15 protein-coding genes are annotated in these 18,410 nt (G+C 72.5%); 10 read left to right on the top strand and 5 right to left on the bottom strand.

The genetic code is table 11. The annotated features are described in order from the left end of the window. The first annotated feature begins 44 nt into the window (after positions 1–44). From ACZ56U_RS01380 to ACZ56U_RS01370, 3 genes are all read left to right on the top strand, one after another. Positions 45–710 carry a pyridoxamine 5'-phosphate oxidase family protein gene (locus ACZ56U_RS01380; protein ID WP_469081958.1) on the top strand — a complete coding sequence of 222 codons (666 nt, stop codon included), beginning with the start codon at positions 45–47 and terminating at the stop codon, positions 708–710. A 58-nt stretch (positions 711–768) separates the two neighbouring features. After that, a complete protein-coding gene (locus tag ACZ56U_RS01375) occupies positions 769–2,091 on the top strand; it encodes a radical SAM protein (RefSeq protein WP_469081957.1) in 1,323 nt (440 codons plus the stop codon). Positions 2,092–2,400: 309 nt separating this feature from the next. Next, the gene (locus tag ACZ56U_RS01370) at positions 2,401–3,879 is read left to right on the top strand and encodes a cellulose binding domain-containing protein (RefSeq protein ID WP_469081956.1); all 1,479 of its coding nucleotides are present in this window, start codon (positions 2,401–2,403) and stop codon (positions 3,877–3,879) included. A 115-nt stretch (positions 3,880–3,994) separates the two neighbouring features. Here ACZ56U_RS01370 and ACZ56U_RS01365 read toward each other — a convergent pair whose 3' ends face one another. Then, the gene (locus ACZ56U_RS01365; RefSeq protein WP_469081955.1) at positions 3,995–5,692 is read right to left on the bottom strand and encodes a DEAD/DEAH box helicase; all 1,698 of its coding nucleotides are present in this window, start codon (positions 5,690–5,692) and stop codon (positions 3,995–3,997) included. An 86-nt stretch (positions 5,693–5,778) separates the two neighbouring features. Further along, entirely contained in the window at positions 5,779–5,982 is a 204-nt protein-coding gene (locus tag ACZ56U_RS01360; RefSeq protein ID WP_360475640.1) for a cold-shock protein, read from the bottom strand. 395 nt (positions 5,983–6,377) lie between these two features. On the opposite strand from ACZ56U_RS01360, the gene rsgA reads away from it, so the two are divergent. From rsgA to ACZ56U_RS01345, 3 genes are all read left to right on the top strand, one after another. After that, a complete protein-coding gene (gene rsgA / locus ACZ56U_RS01355) occupies positions 6,378–7,487 on the top strand; it encodes a ribosome small subunit-dependent GTPase A (RefSeq protein ID WP_469081954.1) in 1,110 nt (369 codons plus the stop codon). A gap of 154 nt (positions 7,488–7,641) precedes the next feature. Then, positions 7,642–9,000 carry a bifunctional transcriptional activator/DNA repair enzyme AdaA gene (locus ACZ56U_RS01350; protein ID WP_469081953.1) on the top strand — a complete coding sequence of 453 codons (1,359 nt, stop codon included), beginning with the start codon at positions 7,642–7,644 and terminating at the stop codon, positions 8,998–9,000. Then, entirely contained in the window at positions 8,997–9,587 is a 591-nt protein-coding gene (locus ACZ56U_RS01345; protein ID WP_469081952.1) for a methylated-DNA--[protein]-cysteine S-methyltransferase, read from the top strand. Before ACZ56U_RS01350 ends, ACZ56U_RS01345 begins: the two co-directional genes overlap by 4 nt. An 8-nt stretch (positions 9,588–9,595) precedes the next feature. On the opposite strand, the gene ACZ56U_RS01340 is transcribed toward ACZ56U_RS01345, so the two are convergent. Beyond that, complete coding sequence (locus ACZ56U_RS01340; RefSeq protein ID WP_469081951.1) at positions 9,596–10,078, bottom strand: DUF456 domain-containing protein; 483 nt, start codon at positions 10,076–10,078, stop codon at positions 9,596–9,598. A gap of 162 nt (positions 10,079–10,240) precedes the next feature. Here ACZ56U_RS01340 and ACZ56U_RS01335 point away from each other — a divergent pair, with 162 nt between their 5' ends. Together ACZ56U_RS01335 and ACZ56U_RS01330 are read left to right on the top strand one after the other, a co-directional pair. After that, positions 10,241–11,605: a protein phosphatase 2C domain-containing protein gene (locus ACZ56U_RS01335; protein ID WP_469081950.1), complete on the top strand. Its 1,365-nt coding sequence runs from the start codon at positions 10,241–10,243 to the stop codon at positions 11,603–11,605. 53 nt (positions 11,606–11,658) lie between these two features. Continuing rightward, a complete protein-coding gene (locus ACZ56U_RS01330; RefSeq protein ID WP_469081949.1) occupies positions 11,659–13,401 on the top strand; it encodes a pyruvate dehydrogenase in 1,743 nt (580 codons plus the stop codon). 12 nt (positions 13,402–13,413) lie between these two features. On the opposite strand, the gene ACZ56U_RS01325 is transcribed toward ACZ56U_RS01330, so the two are convergent. After that, complete coding sequence (locus ACZ56U_RS01325; protein ID WP_469081948.1) at positions 13,414–15,015, bottom strand: helix-turn-helix domain-containing protein; 1,602 nt, start codon at positions 15,013–15,015, stop codon at positions 13,414–13,416. 190 nt (positions 15,016–15,205) lie between these two features. Between ACZ56U_RS01325 and ACZ56U_RS01320 the strand changes: the two genes are divergently transcribed. Both ACZ56U_RS01320 and ACZ56U_RS01315 read left to right on the top strand, forming a co-directional pair. Beyond that, the gene (locus ACZ56U_RS01320) at positions 15,206–15,820 is read left to right on the top strand and encodes a hypothetical protein (RefSeq protein WP_469081947.1); all 615 of its coding nucleotides are present in this window, start codon (positions 15,206–15,208) and stop codon (positions 15,818–15,820) included. 823 nt (positions 15,821–16,643) lie between these two features. Beyond that, complete coding sequence (locus tag ACZ56U_RS01315) at positions 16,644–17,096, top strand: ATP-binding protein (RefSeq protein ID WP_469081946.1); 453 nt, start codon at positions 16,644–16,646, stop codon at positions 17,094–17,096. A 63-nt stretch (positions 17,097–17,159) separates the two neighbouring features. Here ACZ56U_RS01315 and ACZ56U_RS01310 read toward each other — a convergent pair whose 3' ends face one another. Further along, entirely contained in the window at positions 17,160–18,203 is a 1,044-nt protein-coding gene (locus tag ACZ56U_RS01310; RefSeq protein ID WP_469081945.1) for a DUF2637 domain-containing protein, read from the bottom strand. Positions 18,204–18,410 lie beyond the last annotated feature (207 nt).

Here is an 18,410-nt window from a genome sequence, read left to right as displayed (position 1 = left end):
AGCAAGGTGGCGCTCTCGCCGCGATATCAGTAATCTCCCTCGCTATGAGCCCCGACCCGCTGCTCCCCGAGACCGGCCTCACCCGGCACCGTCGCCTGCGCGACCAGGGCAGCCTCGACCGGGCCGAGCTGGACGCCGTCCTGGACGCGGGCTTCGTCTGCCACCTGGGCGTGGTCGTCGAGGGCCGCCCGCTGGTCGTCCCGACCGTCTACGGACGCGACGAGGAGCGGCTCTACCTGCACGGCTCGGTCGCGAGCCGCAGCCTCGCCGGCGGCACCCCCGTCTGTGTCACGGTCACGCACGTCGACGGTCTGGTCGTCGCCCGGTCCGTCTTCGAGCACGGCGTGAACTACCGCAGCGCGATGATCCACGGCGAGGCCCGCAGGGTCACCGACCCCGACGAGAAGCTGGCGGGCCTGCGCCGGCTCACCGAGCACGCGGCCCCGGGGCAGTGGTCGTACGCCCGCGGCCCGAACCGCAAGGAGCTCGCCGCCACCACCCTCCTCGCCCTCTCCCTCGAGGAGGCCTCGGTCAAGATCCGCACCGGCCCGCCGGACGACGGCGACGGACCCGACGCGGACCTGGGCCTGTGGGCCGGAACCCTGCCGCTGACCTCGGTCTGGGGCGCGCCCGTCACCGATCCCGCACTGCCGGACAACATGCCCGTACCGCGACACATCGCGCGCCGGGAGGGGACCCGGTACGCCTGACCGCCGGCCGGGGGCATACCGTGAGGAGTCGAACGCCTGAGCCGGGAGGAGATTACGGATGGGCAGCCGCACGGCGCTGGTCGAGGATCTGATGGAGCGGTTCCCGCATGTACCAAGGGAAGCCGTTTTCAAGGAGGACCTGCTGCGTGGTGGGGTGGCCTTCGACCCGTCCGCCCTCAGCGACAACGAGGGGGGCGAGGTCAAGCCGAAGTCGTACTTCATCTTCTCCTTCGACCACGGCACCCTCCCCGAGCTCGGCGAGGCCGCGCTGCGCCGCCCGCCGGAGGAGATCATCCTCACGGGCGGGCCGTACGACCTGCGCCGCACCGTCGTCTCGGTCCGCGTGAACCCGTCGTCGCCGTACCGGGTCGCCGCCGACGACTCGGGCGTGCTCGGGCTCTACCTGGACGGCAAGCGCATCGCCGACGTCGGGGTGCCCCCGATGCCGGAGTACTACAAGCACAAGCTCTCCAACGGCAAGTCCGTCATGGAGGTCGCGCCCACCATCCAGTGGGGCTACCTGATCTACCTGACCGTCTTCCGGGTCTGCCAGTACTTCGGCGCCAAGGAGGAGTGCCAGTACTGCGACATCAACCACAACTGGCGCCAGCACAAGGCCGCCGGGCGGCCGTACACGGGGGTCAAGGACGCCGACGAGATCCTGGAAGCGCTCGAGATCATCGACCGCTACGACACCCAGAAGGTGTCCACCGCCTACACGCTCACCGGCGGCGCCATCACCAAGACCGTCTCGGGCCGTGACGAGGCCGACTTCTACGGGCACTACGCCAAGGCCATCGAGGAGCGCTTCCCCGGCCGCTGGATCGGCAAGGTCGTCGCCCAGGCGCTGCCCAAGGACGACGTGCAGCGCTTCAAGGACTACGGCGTGCAGATCTACCACCCCAACTACGAGGTGTGGGACGAGTACCTGTTCAAGATGTACTGCCCCGGCAAGGAGCGTTACGTCGGCCGCGACGAGTGGCACCGGCGGATCCTGGACTCCGTCGAGGTCTTCGGCGCCCGCAACGTCATCCCCAACTTCGTGGCGGGCGTGGAGATGGCCGAGCCGTTCGGGTTCAAGACGGTCGACGAGGCCATCGCGTCCACCACCGAGGGCCTGCGCTTCTTCATGTCGCACGGCATCACGCCCCGCTTCACCACCTGGTGCCCCGAGCCGACGACCCCGCTCGGCAAGGCCAACCCGCAGGGCGCGCCGCTGGAGTACCACATCCGGCTGCTCCAGGCCTACCGCCAGACCATGGAGGACTTCGGCCTCTCCTCGCCCCCCGGCTACGGCGAACCCGGCCCCGGCCGCGCGGTCTTCTCGGTGAGCTCCTTCATGGACAGCCTCCCCGCGCAGGAGCCGGCCGAGACACGCTAGCGCCGCGGCAGGCAACGCGGCAGTAGTCCCGCGGCACTGGCCGAAGAACGAGCCGAACGCGAAGAGCCCGGATCGAGACGTCCGGGCTCTTTCTGCGTATGTCTCCCTGGGCGACACTCGTGCCGTCGCGCGCCACACCCGCATCAAGGGCAACGAGGAGTGGGTGGGTCCGAACTGCCGGTAACCGGATATGAATAGTGAGCTTGTCAGTTGTGCGGAACCCGTGAAAAGCTCGTGCACTGTCGCGAGGCTTTCCACAACTCCGTTGCCAATAAGGTGAGTTGACCTCGCTCTCGATGCAGGAGTCCGATGCCCGACCTGCCGACCCCCCAGGACGCCACCGAGGCCGTGCTGTTCACCGAGTGCTGGGACGCCGTCCTCTCCTACGCCGACCTGTGCACGGCCGGCTCCACCGCGGCCACCCAACTGGCCACGGAGGCGTTCGCCCTCGGTATGCGCGAGGTCCGCACCGACAGCGCGGGCACCGTCAGAAGCGTGGGCCGTCGAGCGCCCCGGCTGCCCGTGATCCCCTTGCTGCTGACGGCGGTTCGCACCACGGCGGCCGCCTGGGAGGCCGGCGGCCAGGGGCACCGGCTCGACCCCGACCTGCGCCTGTGGCTCAACTCCGAGAAGGCCGCACGCTACACCGGCCCGCCTCTGCAACGCCCGCTCGCCCTGCGCGGGTTGCGCGACATGCAGGAACACGACGCGGACCTGCTGTGGCTGGCCGAGGTGGAGGCACTGCCGCTGTCCGTGGTGGCGCGCCGGCTGGGTCTGGACCCGGCCCAAGTGTCCGAGGAACTGACGCAGGTACGCGGCCTGTTCCGGGACCGCAGCCACCGCAACCACCTCGACACCCCCATGGCCCCGCAGTGCCGCAGCTACGCCCGCCTGCTGGACGCGGTCACCCGGTCCGCCGCCTCCGACACCCCGGGCGACCTCTCCCGCCACCTCGCCACCTGTGTGCAGTGCGCCGAGGCCGCCGCCTGTCTGCGGCTGCACGGCGGGGGACTGCCCGGGGCGCTGGCCGGCGGGGTGATCGGCTGGGGCGGGCTCGCCTACCTGGAGCGCAGGCGCCGGGCCGCGGAGGTACGGCTGGGCGCCGGACGCCCGGAACCGGCGGACGCGGGCCCGCCGAACCCGGGCGCGCACAAGGCACGGGTCGTGCGGGGCGGGCTGCTCGTCACCGCCGTCCTGGTGTCGTTGCTGGCCCTCGCCGTGTCGATGATGCCGAGGGACGGCTCCATGGATGACGGTGCCTCCTCGCCCACCGACCGTCAACCGGTGGCGGAACCCGGCGCCGTGACCCCGTCACCGTCCACGACCCCCCGCCCGTCGGTGTCCCCCTCCCCGTCCGCGAGCCGCTCCACCCCGGGGAGGAAGCACCCCGACCCCGGACCCCAGGGCACCACGTCCTCCGCCGCCCGCGACGACGACAGGACCGCGCCCCCGGCCACCGGGACGAGCGAACCGGCGACCTGCGAGGTCCGCTACGACCTGGTCAACCAGTGGCCCGACGGCTTCCAGGCCACGGTCACCGTCACCACCGAGGAGGCCCTCGACGACTGGCGCGTCACCTGGTCCTTCAAGGACGGCCAGAAGGTCAACCAGATGTGGGACGGCGACTTCACCCAGAACGGCTCCCGGGTCACCGCCACCGCCGCCGACTACAACGGGACCGTGGCCGCGGGCGGCGACCTCGCCTTCGGCTTCCTCGCCTCCTGGCGCGGCACGAACTCCCCGGCCCACGACTTCTCGTTGAACGGGCACACCTGCACGAAGGCCTGAACTCACCCGCGCGCCAGGGGCATCGGCACCCGGACGCGGTCCAGGACGCGCGGCCTCGGCACCGCGGCCGGCCCGCGCGGGCGACCGTGGTGCGGGTGGCGCGCCCGGCGACGGGCTAGGAGTCGGCGCCCCGGCGGCCGCCGCGGGACTCGGAGCCCCGGCCGCGGGTGCCGGCCGTGCCGTTCGCCGTACGTCGTCCGGAGCCGCGACCGGCCCCGGCACCGTTCGTCGCGGTCGCGGTGGCCCGACGGCCGGTCCTGCCGCCACCGGTGCCGGCGGACGCGTCCTTGCCTCCCTGTGCCCCCGCGCGGGAGGCGGCAGCGCGCCCACCCGTCGCGGTGCCGGTGGCCGGCGCCTTGGCCGCGGCTCGGCCGCCCGCGCTCCGGCCCCGCCCCGCGGCGGAAGGTGCCGCCGCGGCCGGTCCGCCGTCGTTGCGGCGTCGGCGGCCGGACCGCCCGGCGGGCTTGCTGCCGGGCTTGCGCTCCCCGCGCGACGCCGCGGGCGCGGGCGGCGCGGGTACCTCGATGGTGACGGGCACGCCGGAGGGCTCGCGGGCGCCGGTGAGGGTGGCCAGTTCCGCGTCACTCGACGAGATGCGGGCGGTCCGGGGACGGATGCCCGCGTCCGACATCAGCTGGGTGACGTCCCGCTTCTGGTCGGGCAGGACCAGCGTGACCACGCTGCCGGAGCCACCCGCGCGGGCGGTGCGCCCACCCCGGTGGAGGTAGTCCTTGTGGTCGCCGGGGGGATCGACGTTCACGACGAGGTCCAGGTCGTCGACGTGGATGCCCCGGGCCGCGACGTTCGTCGCCACGAGTGCGGTGACCTGGCCGTTCTTGAACTGTTCCAGGGTGCGGTTGCGCTGCGGCTGGGAGCGGCCGCCGTGCAGGGCCGCCGCGCGCACACCGGCCGTCAGCAGCCGCTTGGTGAGCCGGTCGGCGGACCTCTTGGTGTCGAGGAAGAGGATGACCCGGCCGTCGCGGGCCGCGATGCGCGTGGTGACGGCCTTCTTGTCGGTCTCGTCCGCCACGTGCAGCACGTGGTGTTCCATGGTGGTGACCGCGCCCGCGGACGGGTCCACGGAGTGCACCACCGGGTCGGTCAGGTACCGCTGCACCAGCCGGTCGATGTTGCGGTCCAGGGTGGCCGAGAAGAGCATGCGCTGGCCGCCGGGGCGTACCTGCTCGATCAGCTTGGTGATCTGCGGCAGGAAGCCCATGTCGGTCATCTGGTCGGCTTCGTCCAGCACCGTGACGCGGACGTCGCCGAGCGCGCAGTGCCCCTGGGCCACGAGGTCGTTGAGGCGGCCCGGCGTCGCCACGAGCACCTCGGCCCCGCGCCGCAGCGTCGCGGCCTGCTTGGTGATCGACAGTCCGCCGACCACGGTGGCGAGCCGGAGGTTCACGGCGGTCGCGTACGGGGTCAGCGCGTCCGTCACCTGCTGGGCGAGTTCCCGGGTGGGCACGAGCACCAGCGCCAGGGGCGCCCTGGGCTCCGCGCGCAGTCCGGCGGTACGGGCCAGGAGCGCGAGCCCGAACGCGAGGGTCTTCCCGGAACCGGTGCGACCCCGGCCCAGCACGTCACGGCCGGCCAGCGAGTTGGGCAGCGTGGCGGCCTGGATGGGGAACGGGGTGTCGACGCCCTGGGCGGTGAGCGTCTTGAGCAGTCCCGCGGGCATGTCCAGGCCGGCGAAGTCCTCGACGGGGGGCAGCGCGGGTGTCGTGTTCTCCGGCAGCCGGAACTCGGCGGGGGACGACGTGGAGGGTCGGGGCGACGAGGCACGCCGGTTCGACTTCTGGGGCCTGCGGGACATGCGGTTTCTGCCTTCCTGGTAACAGCACAAACCGGGGTCCGCACCGTAGCGGTGCGGACCCCGGTGAGTGGAAACGCGCCCGGGGATCAGGCGGGGACGATGTTCTCCGCCTGCGGGCCCTTCTGGCCCTGCGTGACGTCGAAGGAGACCCGCTGGCCCTCCTGGAGCTCACGGAAGCCCTGGGCGGCGATGTTCGAGTAGTGGGCGAAGACGTCGGGGCCGCCGCCGTCCTGCTCGATGAAGCCGAAGCCCTTTTCGGCGTTGAACCACTTCACTGTTCCCTGTGCCATGACATTTCTCCTTCTGTAGGCAGAGGCCCCATCCGGAGATGCCGGAAAACAAGTAATGCGCCTGCAGGAGAAACATTCCCGTCAGGCGCACATAGGTTCATGGGTACCACAACTGCAACTCCCCCATCGTAGCACAACTGGCTCAGCCGAAAATCCGGTGGCATCGCGATCCGGATGCCTCTAGGCTCGGGTCCGCTTCACGCAGTGGCTGTTTTGCCGCTGCCGTCCGCCGAGTGCGACAACGGGAGGTGTGACCGATGGCTGTCTCTGAGATGGGCGCTGCCCGCAACCAGAAGTTCATCCATTCCACCTCCGCGGTCACCGGCTGATCCTTCCCACTTCCCTGCGCGCCCAACGAGCGCGCACGGCCGGGGCCGCCCTGTGAAGGGTTCCCCTTGAGTCTCACCTTTCCCTCGGCTTCCCCCGCTCCGTCGCACCCGCTGGCCCCGTACGGCTGGGACGACGCGTGGGCGGCCGAGTTCGCTCCCTACGACACCGAAGGACTGCTGGTCGGGCGGGTGGTCCGGGTCGACCGCGGACAGTGCGACGTCGTCACCGCCGACGGGACGCTGCGCGCGGACACCGCCTTCGTCACCCCCCACGACCCGCTGCGGGTCGTGTGCACCGGCGACTGGGTCGCCGTCGAGCCCGCCGGCAATCCCCGTTACGTGCGCACGTATCTGCCGCGCCGCACCGCCTTCGTCCGCTCCACCTCCTCCAAGCGGTCCGAGGGGCAGATCCTCGCCGCCAACGTCGACCACGCGATCATCGCCGTGTCGCTGGCCGTCGAGCTCGACCTCGGCCGCATCGAGCGGTTCCTCGCCCTCGCCTGGGAGAGCGGCGCGCAGCCCGTGGTCGTGCTCACCAAGGCCGACCTCGTGCCGGACGCGGTGACGCTCGCGCATCTCGTCCAGGATGTGGAGACCGCGGCGCCGGGCGTACCGGTGCTGACGGTCAGCGCGCAGGACGGCGACGGTCTCGACGTGCTCGGCGCGGTCGTCTCCGGCGGTACGTCGGTGCTGCTGGGGCAGTCCGGCGCCGGGAAGTCGACCCTCGCCAACGCCCTGGTCGGCGAGGAGATCATGGACGTCCGGGCCGCCCGGGACGTCGACGGCAAGGGACGGCACACCACCACCACCCGCAACCTCCTCGCCCTGCCCGGCGGGGGCGTGCTCATCGACACCCCGGGACTGCGGGGGGTCGGCCTCTTCGACGCCGGGAACGGGGTCGGACAGGTGTTCTCCGAGATCGAGGAGCTGGCCGCGCGGTGCCGCTTCCACGACTGCGCCCACGAGGCGGAGCCGGGGTGCGCGGTGCTCGCCGCGATCGACTCCGGTGAGCTGCCGCAACGGCGCCTGGAGAGCTATCGCAAGCTGATCCGGGAGAACCAGCGGATCGTGGCCAAGACCGATGCGAGGGTCCGCGCGGAGCTTCGGAAGGACTGGAAGCGCCGGGGGGCCGAGGGGAAGGCCGCGATGGAGGCGAAGCGGGGGCGGGTGCGGTAGGGCGCCCATGGGGGTGCCTCCCTGTGTCGTCCGGCGGGTGCGGGTGGGCTGTGGCTGGTCGCGCAGTTCCCCGCGCCCCTGACGGGGTGCGGGGAACGCCGTGTCCGAATCCCGCCAGTCACACTCCCGTCCAGGTCGCACACTGGACGGTGTGATGGACGAGGACAGCAGGTACGAGGCGGTGCGCAGCCGGGACGGGCGGTTCGACGGGGAGTTCTTCTTCGCCGTCGAGACCACCGGGATCTACTGCCGTCCCAGCTGCCCGGCCGTCACGCCCAAGCGGCGCAACGTGCGGTTCTTCGCGACGGCCGCCGCCGCGCAGGGCTCGGGGTTCCGGGCCTGCCGGCGGTGCCGGCCGGACGCGGTACCCGGGTCGGCGGAGTGGAACGTGCGGGCCGACGTGGTGGGACGGGCGATGCGGCTGATCGGCGACGGGATCGTCGACCGGGAGGGCGTCGCGGGCCTCGCCGCCCGGCTGGGCTACAGCGCCCGGCAGGTCCAGCGCCAGCTCACCGCGGAGCTCGGCGCCGGACCGGTCGCCCTCGCCCGCGCCCAGCGCTCGCACACCGCCCGCGTCCTGCTGCAGACCACCGAGCTGCCGGTCACCCACATCGCCTTCGCCTCCGGGTTCGCCAGCGTGCGGCAGTTCAACGACACGATCCGCACGGTGTACGCGTCGACCCCGAGCGAGCTGCGCGCCGCCGCCCCCGCGTCCCGCCGTACCGCCACCCCGGCGGCCGGAGTCCCGCTGCGGCTCGCCTACCGGGGCGCCTATCAGTCCGGCGCCGCCTTCGACGTGCTCGCCGCCGAGGCCGTCCCCGGCGTGGAGGAGGTCAGCGGTCCGCGCGGCCGGCGCACCTACCGGCGCACCCTGCGGCTGCCGTACGGCACCGGGATCGCCGCGGTCGACGAGCGGCCCCGCGGATGGCTGGACGCCCGGCTCCACCTCACCGACCTGCGCGACCTGACCACCGCGGTGCAGCGGCTGCGGCGCCTGTTCGACCTGGACGCCGATCCGTACGCCGTCGACGAACGGCTCGGCTCCGACCCGCGGCTCGCCCCGCTGGTCGCGGCCCGTCCGGGACTGCGCTCACCCGGAGCGGCGGATCCGGAGGAGCTGGCGGTGCGGGCGATGGTCGGACCGGTGGCGGCCGAGCACCTCGTACGCCGGTACGGCAAGGCCCTCGACGCGCCCTGCGGCGGCCTCACCCACCTGTTCCCTGAGTCGGCGGTCCTGGCGGAGGCCGAGCCCGTCGGCCCTCTCGGTGCCCTCACCGCCGCCCTCGCCAACGGCGTCGTCCGCCTGGACCCCGGCGCCGACCGCGACGACGCCCACGCGGCGCTGCTCGCCCTGCCCGGTCTGGACGCCGGTACCGCCGCCGTCATCCGCACCCGCGCCCTGGGCGACCCGGATGTGGCCCCGCCCGGCCTGGACGTCCCCGACAGCTGGCGCCCCTGGCGCTCGTACGCCGTACAACACCTGCGCTCCGCAGGGGAGTTGGAGCTCCGATGACCACCCCGCCGACCAGTCCGATCACCACCCCGTCGACCACCTCGACGCCCCCTACGAACACCACGTCGCCGACCACCCCGCCGACCATCGCCTCGGTCACCCCCTCGACCACCCACTGGACGACCGTCGACAGCCCCGTCGGTCCGCTCCTGCTCACCGCCGACCCGACCGGGGCCCTGACCTCCCTGTCCGTGCCCGGGCAGAAGGGCGGTCGTACCGTCCAGGACGGGTGGTCGCACGAGCCCGCCCTCTTCCGGGAGGCCGAGGAGCAGCTCGCGGCGTACTTCGCCGGTGAGCTCAAGGAGTTCCGGCTCCGGCTGCGCACCGAGGGCACGGCGTTCCGTGAGCGGGTCTGGGCCGCCCTCGACGACGTCCCCTACGGCGCCACGACGACCTACGGCGAGATCGCCGCACGGGTCGGCGCCCCGAGGGCCGCGGTGCGGGCGGTGGGAGGGGCGATCGGCGCCAACCCGCTGCTCCTCGTGCGACCGTGCCACCGTGTGATCGGCGCGAACGGCTCCCTGACGGGGTACGCGGGCGGACTGGAGCGCAAGACGGCGCTGCTGACCCTTGAGGGCGTCCTCTAGGCCTTACGTCATCCCCACAGCACCACTCCCAGCCAGGCCCCCGCGATCAGCAGACAGGTGAACAGTTCCGCCAGCACGCTGGAGCCGCCCGAGCGCATCACCGTGCGCAGGGCCGCCCTCGCATCACCGTGACCGCCGAGACGGAGGCGTTCGTGCAGGTAGATGCCGCCCATGAAGCCCGGGATCGCGCCCAGCACGGGGAGCAGGAAGAAGCCGAGGAACGCGCCGGCTCCGGCCCACACGCCCATGCGGGCGGTGGCGCCGCCGGCGCGCAACCGGCGCGGCGGCAGCGCCCAGCGCACCACCTGGGACAGGAACAGCACCACGGTGGCCCCCACCAGCACCCACCACGCGACCGGCCGGGGATCCTTCAGTGCCCACCACGAGACCGCGGCCCACACGAGCCACGACCCCGGCACCCCGGGCACCAGCACTCCGCACAGGCCGAGCAAGAGGACCAGGCCGACCAGCAGGAGGTCCACCACTCCCATCTGTCCAGGGTGCCGGAGCGCGGCAGAACCCGCAGGTCAGCCAGGTGAGCGCAAGGGAGCGGGAATCCGGCGTGTTCCGTAACTGCGTTCGAGGTGTCACGCGCGGCGGGATTTTCCGGATGCCCCGTTTTCATCCGGCCCCCGCGGTGGACAATTAGGGGCATGAGCCAGCAGGGGGGAAGGCCCACCGGTCACGAGGACGACTGGTGGGGGCAGCTGTACGACGACACGCCTGGGGACGCGGGCCCCACGGCCGCACCCGACTCGTTGGACGACCGGTTCGCGTCGGCATCCGGGGCGGTGAACGACGGCGTCCCGGCCCAGCGGAGGCCCGACCTGGAGACGCGGACGTCGACGGAGGCACCGCGGCCGTCCGCCGCGGCGCCGCCACGGCCCGCGGGCCGTCCCGCCGCCGTGGTGGCACCCGCCCCCCAGCGGAGCGGCACCTCACCGGCCGGCACAGTCGACACCCCCGAGCCGGCGGGGACCGGCGGCGACCAGGAAGCCCCGCCCCCACGACCGCCCCGCACCCCCACCCGCCCGGACCTGCCCACCATCCCCCCCAAACCCCTCGACTACGTCGGCTCGGGCCCTCCCACCTACGACGCCGAACCCACCGCCCTCCCGCCCGCCGACCCCGACGACCTGGACGATCTGGTCGCCGACACCGTCCTCGACGGCGCCCGCTACGGCAGCTGCACCCTGCGCGCCGCGTCCGTGCGAGGGGACTCAGCCCGCTTCCGCGGTGAACCCCGGCGGGACAGCCTCCTCACCGCCCGCTTCGGCACCGGCGAGCACGCCCTCGTCCTCGTCGCGATGGCCACCGGCGCCCGCGCGACCCCGGGCGCGCACCGGGCCGCCGCCGAGGCCTGCCACTGGATCGGCCGGGCCGTCGGCCGCAGCCACGCCCGGCTCGCCGAGGACCTCCGCGCCGGCCGCCGCGGCGAGCTGAAGTCCGGCCTGCACCGCCTGATCGACCGCAGCCTCGGCAAGCTCCGGGCCAGCGCCGCCGAGCAGGGCATCGCCCCGGAGGAGTACGCCGCCGGCCTGCGCTGTCTGCTCCTGCCGGCCGACACCGAGTGCCGGACCCGCGTCTTCTTCGGCGTCGGCCCGGGCGGACTGTTCCGTCTCAGGGACGGTGAGTGGCAGGACATCGAGCCCCGGGTCTCCGAGATCACCGGCGAGCCGGTGGTCGGCTTCGGCTCGCCGCCCGCCGAGACGCCCGAGGGCGACCGCCTCACCATGGACCTGGGCATCCCGACACCCCCCAGCCCCTACGAACCCGCCCCGGAGCCGCCCCGCGAACCCTTCCGCTTCCGCGCCTCCGTCGCTCGCCCGGGTGACACCCTCCTGCTGTGCACCGGCGGCCTCGCCGAACCCCTGCGCGGCGAGCCGGAACTCAGCGGGTACCTCACGAGACGGTGGTCAGGGCCCCCGCCCGGCCTCGCCGAGTTCCTCGCCGACAGCCAGGTGCGGGTCAAGGGTTATGCCGATGACCGTACGGCCGCCGCCGTTTGGGAGGCGTGATCGCGGCCCTTGTGGATTGATGGACCCAAGAGACCGAAGGGGTGCATGGATCCATGGCCAAGCAGAACGTCGCCGAGCAGTTCGTGGACATCCTCGTCAAGGCCGGGGTGAAACGCCTGTACGGCGTCGTCGGCGACAGCCTCAACCCCGTCGTGGACGCCGTCCGCCGCAACGCCGGCATCGACTGGGTGCACGTACGGCACGAGGAGACCGCCGCCTTCGCCGCGGGTGCGGAGGCCCAGGTCACCGGCAGACTCACGGCCTGCGCCGGCTCCTGCGGGCCCGGCAACCTCCACCTCATCAACGGCCTCTACGACGCCCACCGTTCCATGGCCCCGGTGCTCGCCCTCGCCTCGCACATCCCCTCCAGCGAGATCGGCCTCGGCTACTTCCAGGAGACCCACCCCGACCAGCTGTTCCGCGAGTGCAGCCACTACAGCGAGATGATCTCCAGCCCCCAGCAGATGCCGAGGCTGCTCCAGACCGCCATCCAGAACGCCGTCGGCCGCTCCGGCGTCAGCGTCGTCACCCTGCCCGGCGACATCGCCGACCAGCCCGCCCCCGACAAGGCCGCCGAGACCGCCCTCGTCACCTCCCGGCCCAGCGTCCGCCCCGGCGACGCCGAGATCGACAAGCTCGTCGAGATGATCGACAAGGCCGGCAAGGTCACCCTCTTCTGCGGCAGCGGCACCGCGGGCGCGCACGCCGAGGTCATGGAGTTCGCCGAGAAGGTCAAGTCGCCGGTGGGGCACGCCCTCAGGGGCAAGGAGTGGATCCAGTACGACAACCCCTACGACGTCGGCATGAGCGGACTGCTCGGCTACGGCGCCGCGTACGAGGCCACCCACGAGTGCGACCTGCTGATCCTGCTCGGCACCGACTTCCCGTACAACGCCTTCCTCCCCGACGACGTCCAGATCGTGCAGGTCGACGTACGGCCCGAACACCTCGGCCGGCGCTCCAAGTTGGACCTCGCCGTCTGGGGGGACGTGAAGGAGACCCTGCGCTGCCTCACGCCCCGGGTGAAGGAGAAGAAGAACCGGCGCTTCCTCGACAAGATGCTGAAGAAACACGCCGACGCGCTGGAGGGGGTCGTCAAGGCGTACACCCGCAAGGTCGAGAAGCACGTCCCGATCCATCCCGAGTACGTGGCCTCGGTCCTCGACGAACTCGCCGACGACGATGCCGTGTTCACCGTCGACACCGGTATGTGCAACGTGTGGGCCGCGCGGTACATCTCGCCCAACGGCCGCCGCCGGGTGATCGGTTCCTTCTCGCACGGGTCGATGGCCAACGCGCTGCCCATGGCCATCGGGGCGCAGTTCACCGACCGCGGGCGCCAGGTCGTGTCGATGTCCGGTGACGGTGGGTTCTCCATGCTGATGGGCGACTTCCTCACCCTCGTGCAGTACGACCTCCCCGTGAAGGTCGTCCTCTTCAACAACTCCTCGCTCGGCATGGTCGAGTTGGAGATGCTGGTCGCCGGGCTGCCCTCCCACGGCACCACGAACAAGAACCCCGACTTCGCGGCCGTGGCCCGCGCCTGCGGGGCGTACGGCGTGCGCGTGGAGAAGCCCAAGGACCTCGCGGGGGCGCTGAAGTCGGCGTTCAAGCACAAGGGTCCGGCCCTCGTCGACATCGTCACCGACCCCAACGCCCTCTCCATCCCACCGAAGATCAGCAGCGAGATGGTGACCGGCTTCGCCCTGTCCGCCTCGAAGATCGTCCTCGACGGCGGGGTCGGCCGCATGCTCCAGATGGCCCGCTCCAACCTGCGCAACGTGCCGCGGCCCTGAGCCCCTGTCGGCCTAGCCCTCGGATGTCCAACGGCGGTTGACGTAGTCGTACGAGTACTGCGGCAGCCCCTTGTCGCCGGTCGTACGGAACGGCTTGCCGCCGTCGGTGATCCGCGCCGTGCCCGTGCGGCCCTGCGAGGACCAGTCCAGTTCGAGGTACCAGCTGCAGTCGCAGGTCACGGTGCGTGCGGTGACCAGGAGGATCTCCGGGTCCTCGGCGGAGACCCGGTAGGGCATCTGGATCGCCGGGATCGGGTTCTCGCCGTCGTGACCGGCCTGCGGGCGGGCCACCGGCCGGTCCGCGTCCAGGTCGACGGAGAACATGCGGGGGGTGAGGGCGCCGCCGCAACCGTTGTCCATCGCGTACGAGTTGCCCCCGGCCGGCGCCGCACGCCCGACGACCCGCACGCGCAAGCCCTCCAGCACCACGGCCGTGGAGCTCCGCCCCTGCACCGAGATCCGCACCATGGTCTCGCCGCCGTGCAGCGCGCCCTGTGCCGCCGCCCAGACCGCGGCGTCCTGCGCGGTCGGGGGCGGCGCGACCTGGGCCGCCGGCTTGTCGATGACGTAGTGGTGACCGCACCCCGCGTTCCAGACATGGGAGTTGACGCTCCAGGTCAACGGCACGGCGGCGCCCGGAGCCGCGCCGCCGGTGGGACTGTCGGGCTCCTTGGCGGACGGACCGGTGGTCTGCCCCTCCTTGCCGGGGGACGCGGACGGTGAGCTGCGGTCCGGGGAGGGCGAGGGGCTTTTCGACGTCTTCGACGCTGAGGGGTCCGGTGAGGTGGGCGCCGCCGACGTCGTCACGGCCGGGTCGGTGGGGCGTACGGCGTCGGCGGACGGGGAGCGGTCGTGCGACAGCGCCGAGAGTCCGGCGAGCGCGGCGGCCGACGCGACGGCCACAGCCGTCGTCACCAGCACCCGACGCCGACGATGCCAGGGGAGGGGGCGCGGCGGAACACCCAGGTTCGTGACGGTCTGGGTTTCCGGCTCGGGCTCGGGCTCGTCGCGGGCGTCCGGCGTGGACGGCGGGCCGGACGGCCCGGACACCGGCCGGGGCTCCGGCCCGGACGTCGGCTGGGGCTCGGGCCGCACCGGTGGCTCGTGACCGGCGTCCGCTTCCGGCTCGGCGTCCGCTTCCCGCTCGGCGTCCGCCTTCGGTCCAGCGTCTGCCTCCGGCCCGGGGTCCGCCTCCGACCCGGCCTCCGTCTCGCCCCCACCCGGCGACCCACCCGTGGCCGCCAGCCCGGTGGCGGCGCCGGACCCCGTCCCGCTCGCCGCCTCCGCGGCACCCCCCGCGCTCTCCGGTGTCCGTGGCCGCTGCCGTGCCGCCACCGCCAGCAACCACAGTCGGTGCAGCTCCAGCCGCTCCTCCGGTGCCGCCCCGCACAGGGCGGCGAAGCGTTCCACGGGGGCGAAGTCGAGGGGGACCGTGTCGCCGGCGCAGTAGCGGTGCAGCGTCGAGGTGTTCATGTGCAGTCGGCGGGCCAACTGGCCGTAGCTGCGGTCGGTGCGCTCCTTCAGCCGGGTGAGCAGCGCCGCGAACTCCGCCACCGCGTTCTCGACGTCCTGTCCTGACAACGTTCCCCCTGCGTCTTCGCGGCCGGTGCCCATCCCAGGCACCCCATATACCTGCACGTCAGACGGCCTGGGATGGTTCCACCGCGGTGGATCGGGCGCCGGCTGTTGCGCCGACCGCCTGTGACGACTGATGCTCTTGGTGTCGCACCGACCGGGCCGGACCGACCATCCGCCGTCGACGGCATTCCACATCCAAGCACTCACTCGTACACGGGGGACACCCATGCCCATGCGCAACCGACTCGGCGCTCTGTTCGTGGTCGCCGTCACCGGCCTCACCCTCGGCGCGACGCTCGCCGCACCGGCGGACGCCGCGACCCCGCCCAAGCCGAAGTTCCTGTCGGCCGCCGAACTGCCGCCGCACCCCTCCTCCGACTGGAAGGCCGGCCGGGTCACCGACGGCGTCCCGGACGAACTCCTGAGCTGCCTGACGGAGACGATGCCCGGCTACGACTCCCGGTACCGCTCGTTCACCACCGAACTGGAGACCGACGCGCAGCAGTTGACGATCGTTGTCGGCAGCGTCGCCAAGGCCAAGGCGCTCGCCACCCGGCTGGACAAGGACATGCGTTCCTGCGCCACCCGCATCGAGCAGGCCGAGCCGGAGATCGACGCCACGTACAAGAGCTACGGCTCGCTGCCGGTCGAGGAAGGGGCCCGCGTCCACGGCCTGCACACCTCCGCCTCCTGGGGCGCCACCGACATCCACCTGGTGTCGGTCGGCCGGGACGGGCGGACCGTGACCATCGTGCAGTGGGGGCAGATGGGCGACTTCGAGGACGCACCCGTGAAGGCCTTCAAGAAGACGACCACCACGGCGGTCAACAAGCTCTACTGACCCGACCGACCAACCGAGAAGGCGGAGCCGCCCTCCTGTGACGGGGGTACGGGAGGGCGGCTCCCGCTGTGTGTCCGTGAGTGTCCGCTGCGGACCGCGCTCGATTCAGGCCAGATCGAAGACCGCGCAAGCCCTTCCCGGCCCGCGGTGTCCAGCACCGGCCGTGCCACCGCCTCGTCGGGTACGGCCGGTTCGGCATGCCGGGGTAGACGGAAGCGACCGGTGCCCGCGGTCATCGCGTCGCCCCGGCGCGTAGGCCGGAAGCATGCGGGGGCACCCGCTCGGCGGCCGCCCGCGAGGGCGGACGCACCGGTCCGTCCCCGCGCCCGGGGCACCGGGGTTCCGCGGGCGTACGCCGTCGCCACCGGCGCCCGCGGTGCCGTACGCCGGACGGTCCGGGGCACGGGCTGACGTGGCCGCTTTCCCGTTCACCCACCCAGACCCGTGGAGCGACCAGGGGTTTCCCGCTGCCGGCCGTACGGTGGGGCAGCCGGCCGCGCTCAGGCATGTGCCGCCCGCCGGAACCACCGGCACGCCCACCCCGCGCCGACCACGCCGCACGCACCGCCCCACCGTGCGCGCCCGTCCCACCGCCACCCGTCCGGGCCGTTCCCGCACGCCCCCGCACGACCCCGGCATCGGCCGGACCGGCCTCTGCTCCGGCTCCGACCAACCATGGCCGAACACCTGGTCGTTGAGGATTGGACATGACTGCCGCGTGTCCCATGGGGCATGGATCCCGTGAACGTGTTCGAACAGGAGGGGAACCGACATCGGCACGCGGGCGGGGGTCATGAAGAGGCAGGCGCGAGGAGGCGGTCCCATGGCGATCGGGGCCTTCTCGGCACCGACGGTGGAGGAAGTGACAGCGGGCGCCGGGGAACAGGGGCAGGCGCCTCAGCTCAGGCGCAGACTCGGGCGGGCGGACCTGCGGGCGGTGCCCGAAGTGCGCCGGGCCCTGCGAGAGTTGCTACGGCAATGGGGGAAGCCCGGGCGGTCGGAGATAGCGGAGCTGCTCACCAGTGAGCTCGTCACCAACGCGCTCGTCCACACCGACCACGACGCGGTGCTGACGGCCACCGTCGGACCCGGTGGACTGCGGGTCGAGGTACGGGACTTCGTGGGCCGGCGGCCCAGTCTGCGCGTACCGAAGGCCGACGACGGTACGCACGGCCGGGGCCTGGTCCTCGTGCAGTCCCTCGCGGACGCATGGGGCGTCAGGGCGCACGGGGTGGGCAAGGCGGTCTGGTTCGAACTCGACGCCGGCGCCGCGTAGACAGCCGAACGGGAGGGGGTACGGCCCTCAGGGCCGTACCCCCTCCCGTGGTGCCCGAAGGCTCTAGCCGAACTGCTGCTCGAGGTCCTTGAGCTTGCGCTCCAGGGAGTCGAGGCGCGGCAGGGCCATGGTGTCGTCCTCCGCGGTGAGGTCGACGGTGATGGGGTCAGTACCTTGGCGGACGGGCTGAAGAGACGGCCGTGAGCGTACGGGCAGCTGCTCCGGCGTCGATATGGCAGGCTCCGCGGAGGCCATGTCCGAGCCCCGCTCCAGAGCCTGGGCCTCGCCCGTGCGACTGCCGCCGCGGCCGATGAACCCGCGGTGGCCGCGACTGATGGCCTTGAGCTGGGCGCGCTCCATGCGCTCCTTGTCGCGGCGGCGCAGTCGGGCGGTCTCCTTCTGCCGCTTGTCCTCGCGGACCTCGTCGACCGCCTCGTCCAGGCTGCGCACGTTCTCCAGCAGCATCAGCGACCAGGCCCTGTAGGTCTCGCGAGGCGCCCGCAGCCACCGGACGATGCGGATCTGCGGCAGCGGACGCGGCACCAGACCCTGCTCGCGCAGGGCGGCCCGGCGGGTCTGCTTCAGCGCGCGGTCGAAGAGGACGGCCGCCGAGAGGGACATGCCGGCGAAGAAGTGCGGGGCACCGTCGTGGCCGAGACCCCGGGGCGCGTGCACCCAGTTGAACCAGGCCGCCGCACCCGCGAACGTCCACACGAGTATCCGCGAGCCGAGGGCCGCGTCGCCGTGGCTGGCCTCGCGCACCGCGAGCACGGAGCAGAACATCGCCGCGCCGTCCAGGCCGAACGGCACCAGGTACTGCCAGCCGTTGTCGAGGCCCAGGTTCTGCTCACCGAAGCCGACCAGGCCCTTGAAAGAGAGCGCGGCCGCGACGGCGGCGCAGCAGAAGAGCAGGACATAGGAGGCGGTGCCGTATATGGCTTCCTTGCGCCTGCGACGTTCCTCGCTGCGTTCCCAAGAGTCCTCGGTCTTCGCGTGCTCCCCGGCGGACCGCTTGCCGCGCGCCAGCACCGCCATCGCCGCCAGCATGCCCAGGAGCAGCACGGCGCCCGGAAGCAACCAGTTCAGCGATATGTCGGTCAGTCTCATCTGGGGTCCCTTGCATTGGGATAGGGCGTAACGCCCGCCATAGTGGCCCAATCCCGCTGGCCCTCAGGGGGTTTCGGGGCAAGAGGCCGCCAAGGAGGTGCAAGGGGATGCCCACGGCGGCGTTCTGCTCGAACTGCCGCGTGAGGGGCGGGAGTTGAGTTCGAATAAGACTACCCGTACGGGTGGTTCCACGGAAAGTTCCTGCGA

Source organism: Streptomyces sp. NPDC034103 (assembly GCF_055575395.1).
This window is presented reverse-complemented; position numbering and strand designations above follow the sequence as displayed.

What these genes read in the sequence shown, in the direction of transcription:
- ACZ56U_RS01365 (WP_469081955.1), bottom strand. Translation starts at nt 5,692, where the DNA reads ATGTCCCGCAGGCCCCAGAAGTCGAACCGGCGTGCCTCGTCGCCCCGA.
- ACZ56U_RS01380 (WP_469081958.1), top strand. Translation starts at nt 45, where the DNA reads ATGAGCCCCGACCCGCTGCTCCCCGAGACCGGCCTCACCCGGCACCGT.
- ACZ56U_RS01320 (WP_469081947.1), top strand. Translation starts at nt 15,206, where the DNA reads ATGCCCATGCGCAACCGACTCGGCGCTCTGTTCGTGGTCGCCGTCACC.
- ACZ56U_RS01335 (WP_469081950.1), top strand. Translation starts at nt 10,241, where the DNA reads ATGAGCCAGCAGGGGGGAAGGCCCACCGGTCACGAGGACGACTGGTGG.
- ACZ56U_RS01330 (WP_469081949.1), top strand. Translation starts at nt 11,659, where the DNA reads ATGGCCAAGCAGAACGTCGCCGAGCAGTTCGTGGACATCCTCGTCAAG.
- ACZ56U_RS01310 (WP_469081945.1), bottom strand. Translation starts at nt 18,203, where the DNA reads ATGAGACTGACCGACATATCGCTGAACTGGTTGCTTCCGGGCGCCGTG.
- ACZ56U_RS01350 (WP_469081953.1), top strand. Translation starts at nt 7,642, where the DNA reads ATGGACGAGGACAGCAGGTACGAGGCGGTGCGCAGCCGGGACGGGCGG.
- ACZ56U_RS01325 (WP_469081948.1), bottom strand. Translation starts at nt 15,015, where the DNA reads ATGGGCACCGGCCGCGAAGACGCAGGGGGAACGTTGTCAGGACAGGAC.
- ACZ56U_RS01345 (WP_469081952.1), top strand. Translation starts at nt 8,997, where the DNA reads ATGACCACCCCGCCGACCAGTCCGATCACCACCCCGTCGACCACCTCG.
- ACZ56U_RS01315 (WP_469081946.1), top strand. Translation starts at nt 16,644, where the DNA reads ATGGCGATCGGGGCCTTCTCGGCACCGACGGTGGAGGAAGTGACAGCG.
- ACZ56U_RS01375 (WP_469081957.1), top strand. Translation starts at nt 769, where the DNA reads ATGGGCAGCCGCACGGCGCTGGTCGAGGATCTGATGGAGCGGTTCCCG.
- ACZ56U_RS01340 (WP_469081951.1), bottom strand. Translation starts at nt 10,078, where the DNA reads ATGGGAGTGGTGGACCTCCTGCTGGTCGGCCTGGTCCTCTTGCTCGGC.
- ACZ56U_RS01360 (WP_360475640.1), bottom strand. Translation starts at nt 5,982, where the DNA reads ATGGCACAGGGAACAGTGAAGTGGTTCAACGCCGAAAAGGGCTTCGGC.
- ACZ56U_RS01370 (WP_469081956.1), top strand. Translation starts at nt 2,401, where the DNA reads ATGCCCGACCTGCCGACCCCCCAGGACGCCACCGAGGCCGTGCTGTTC.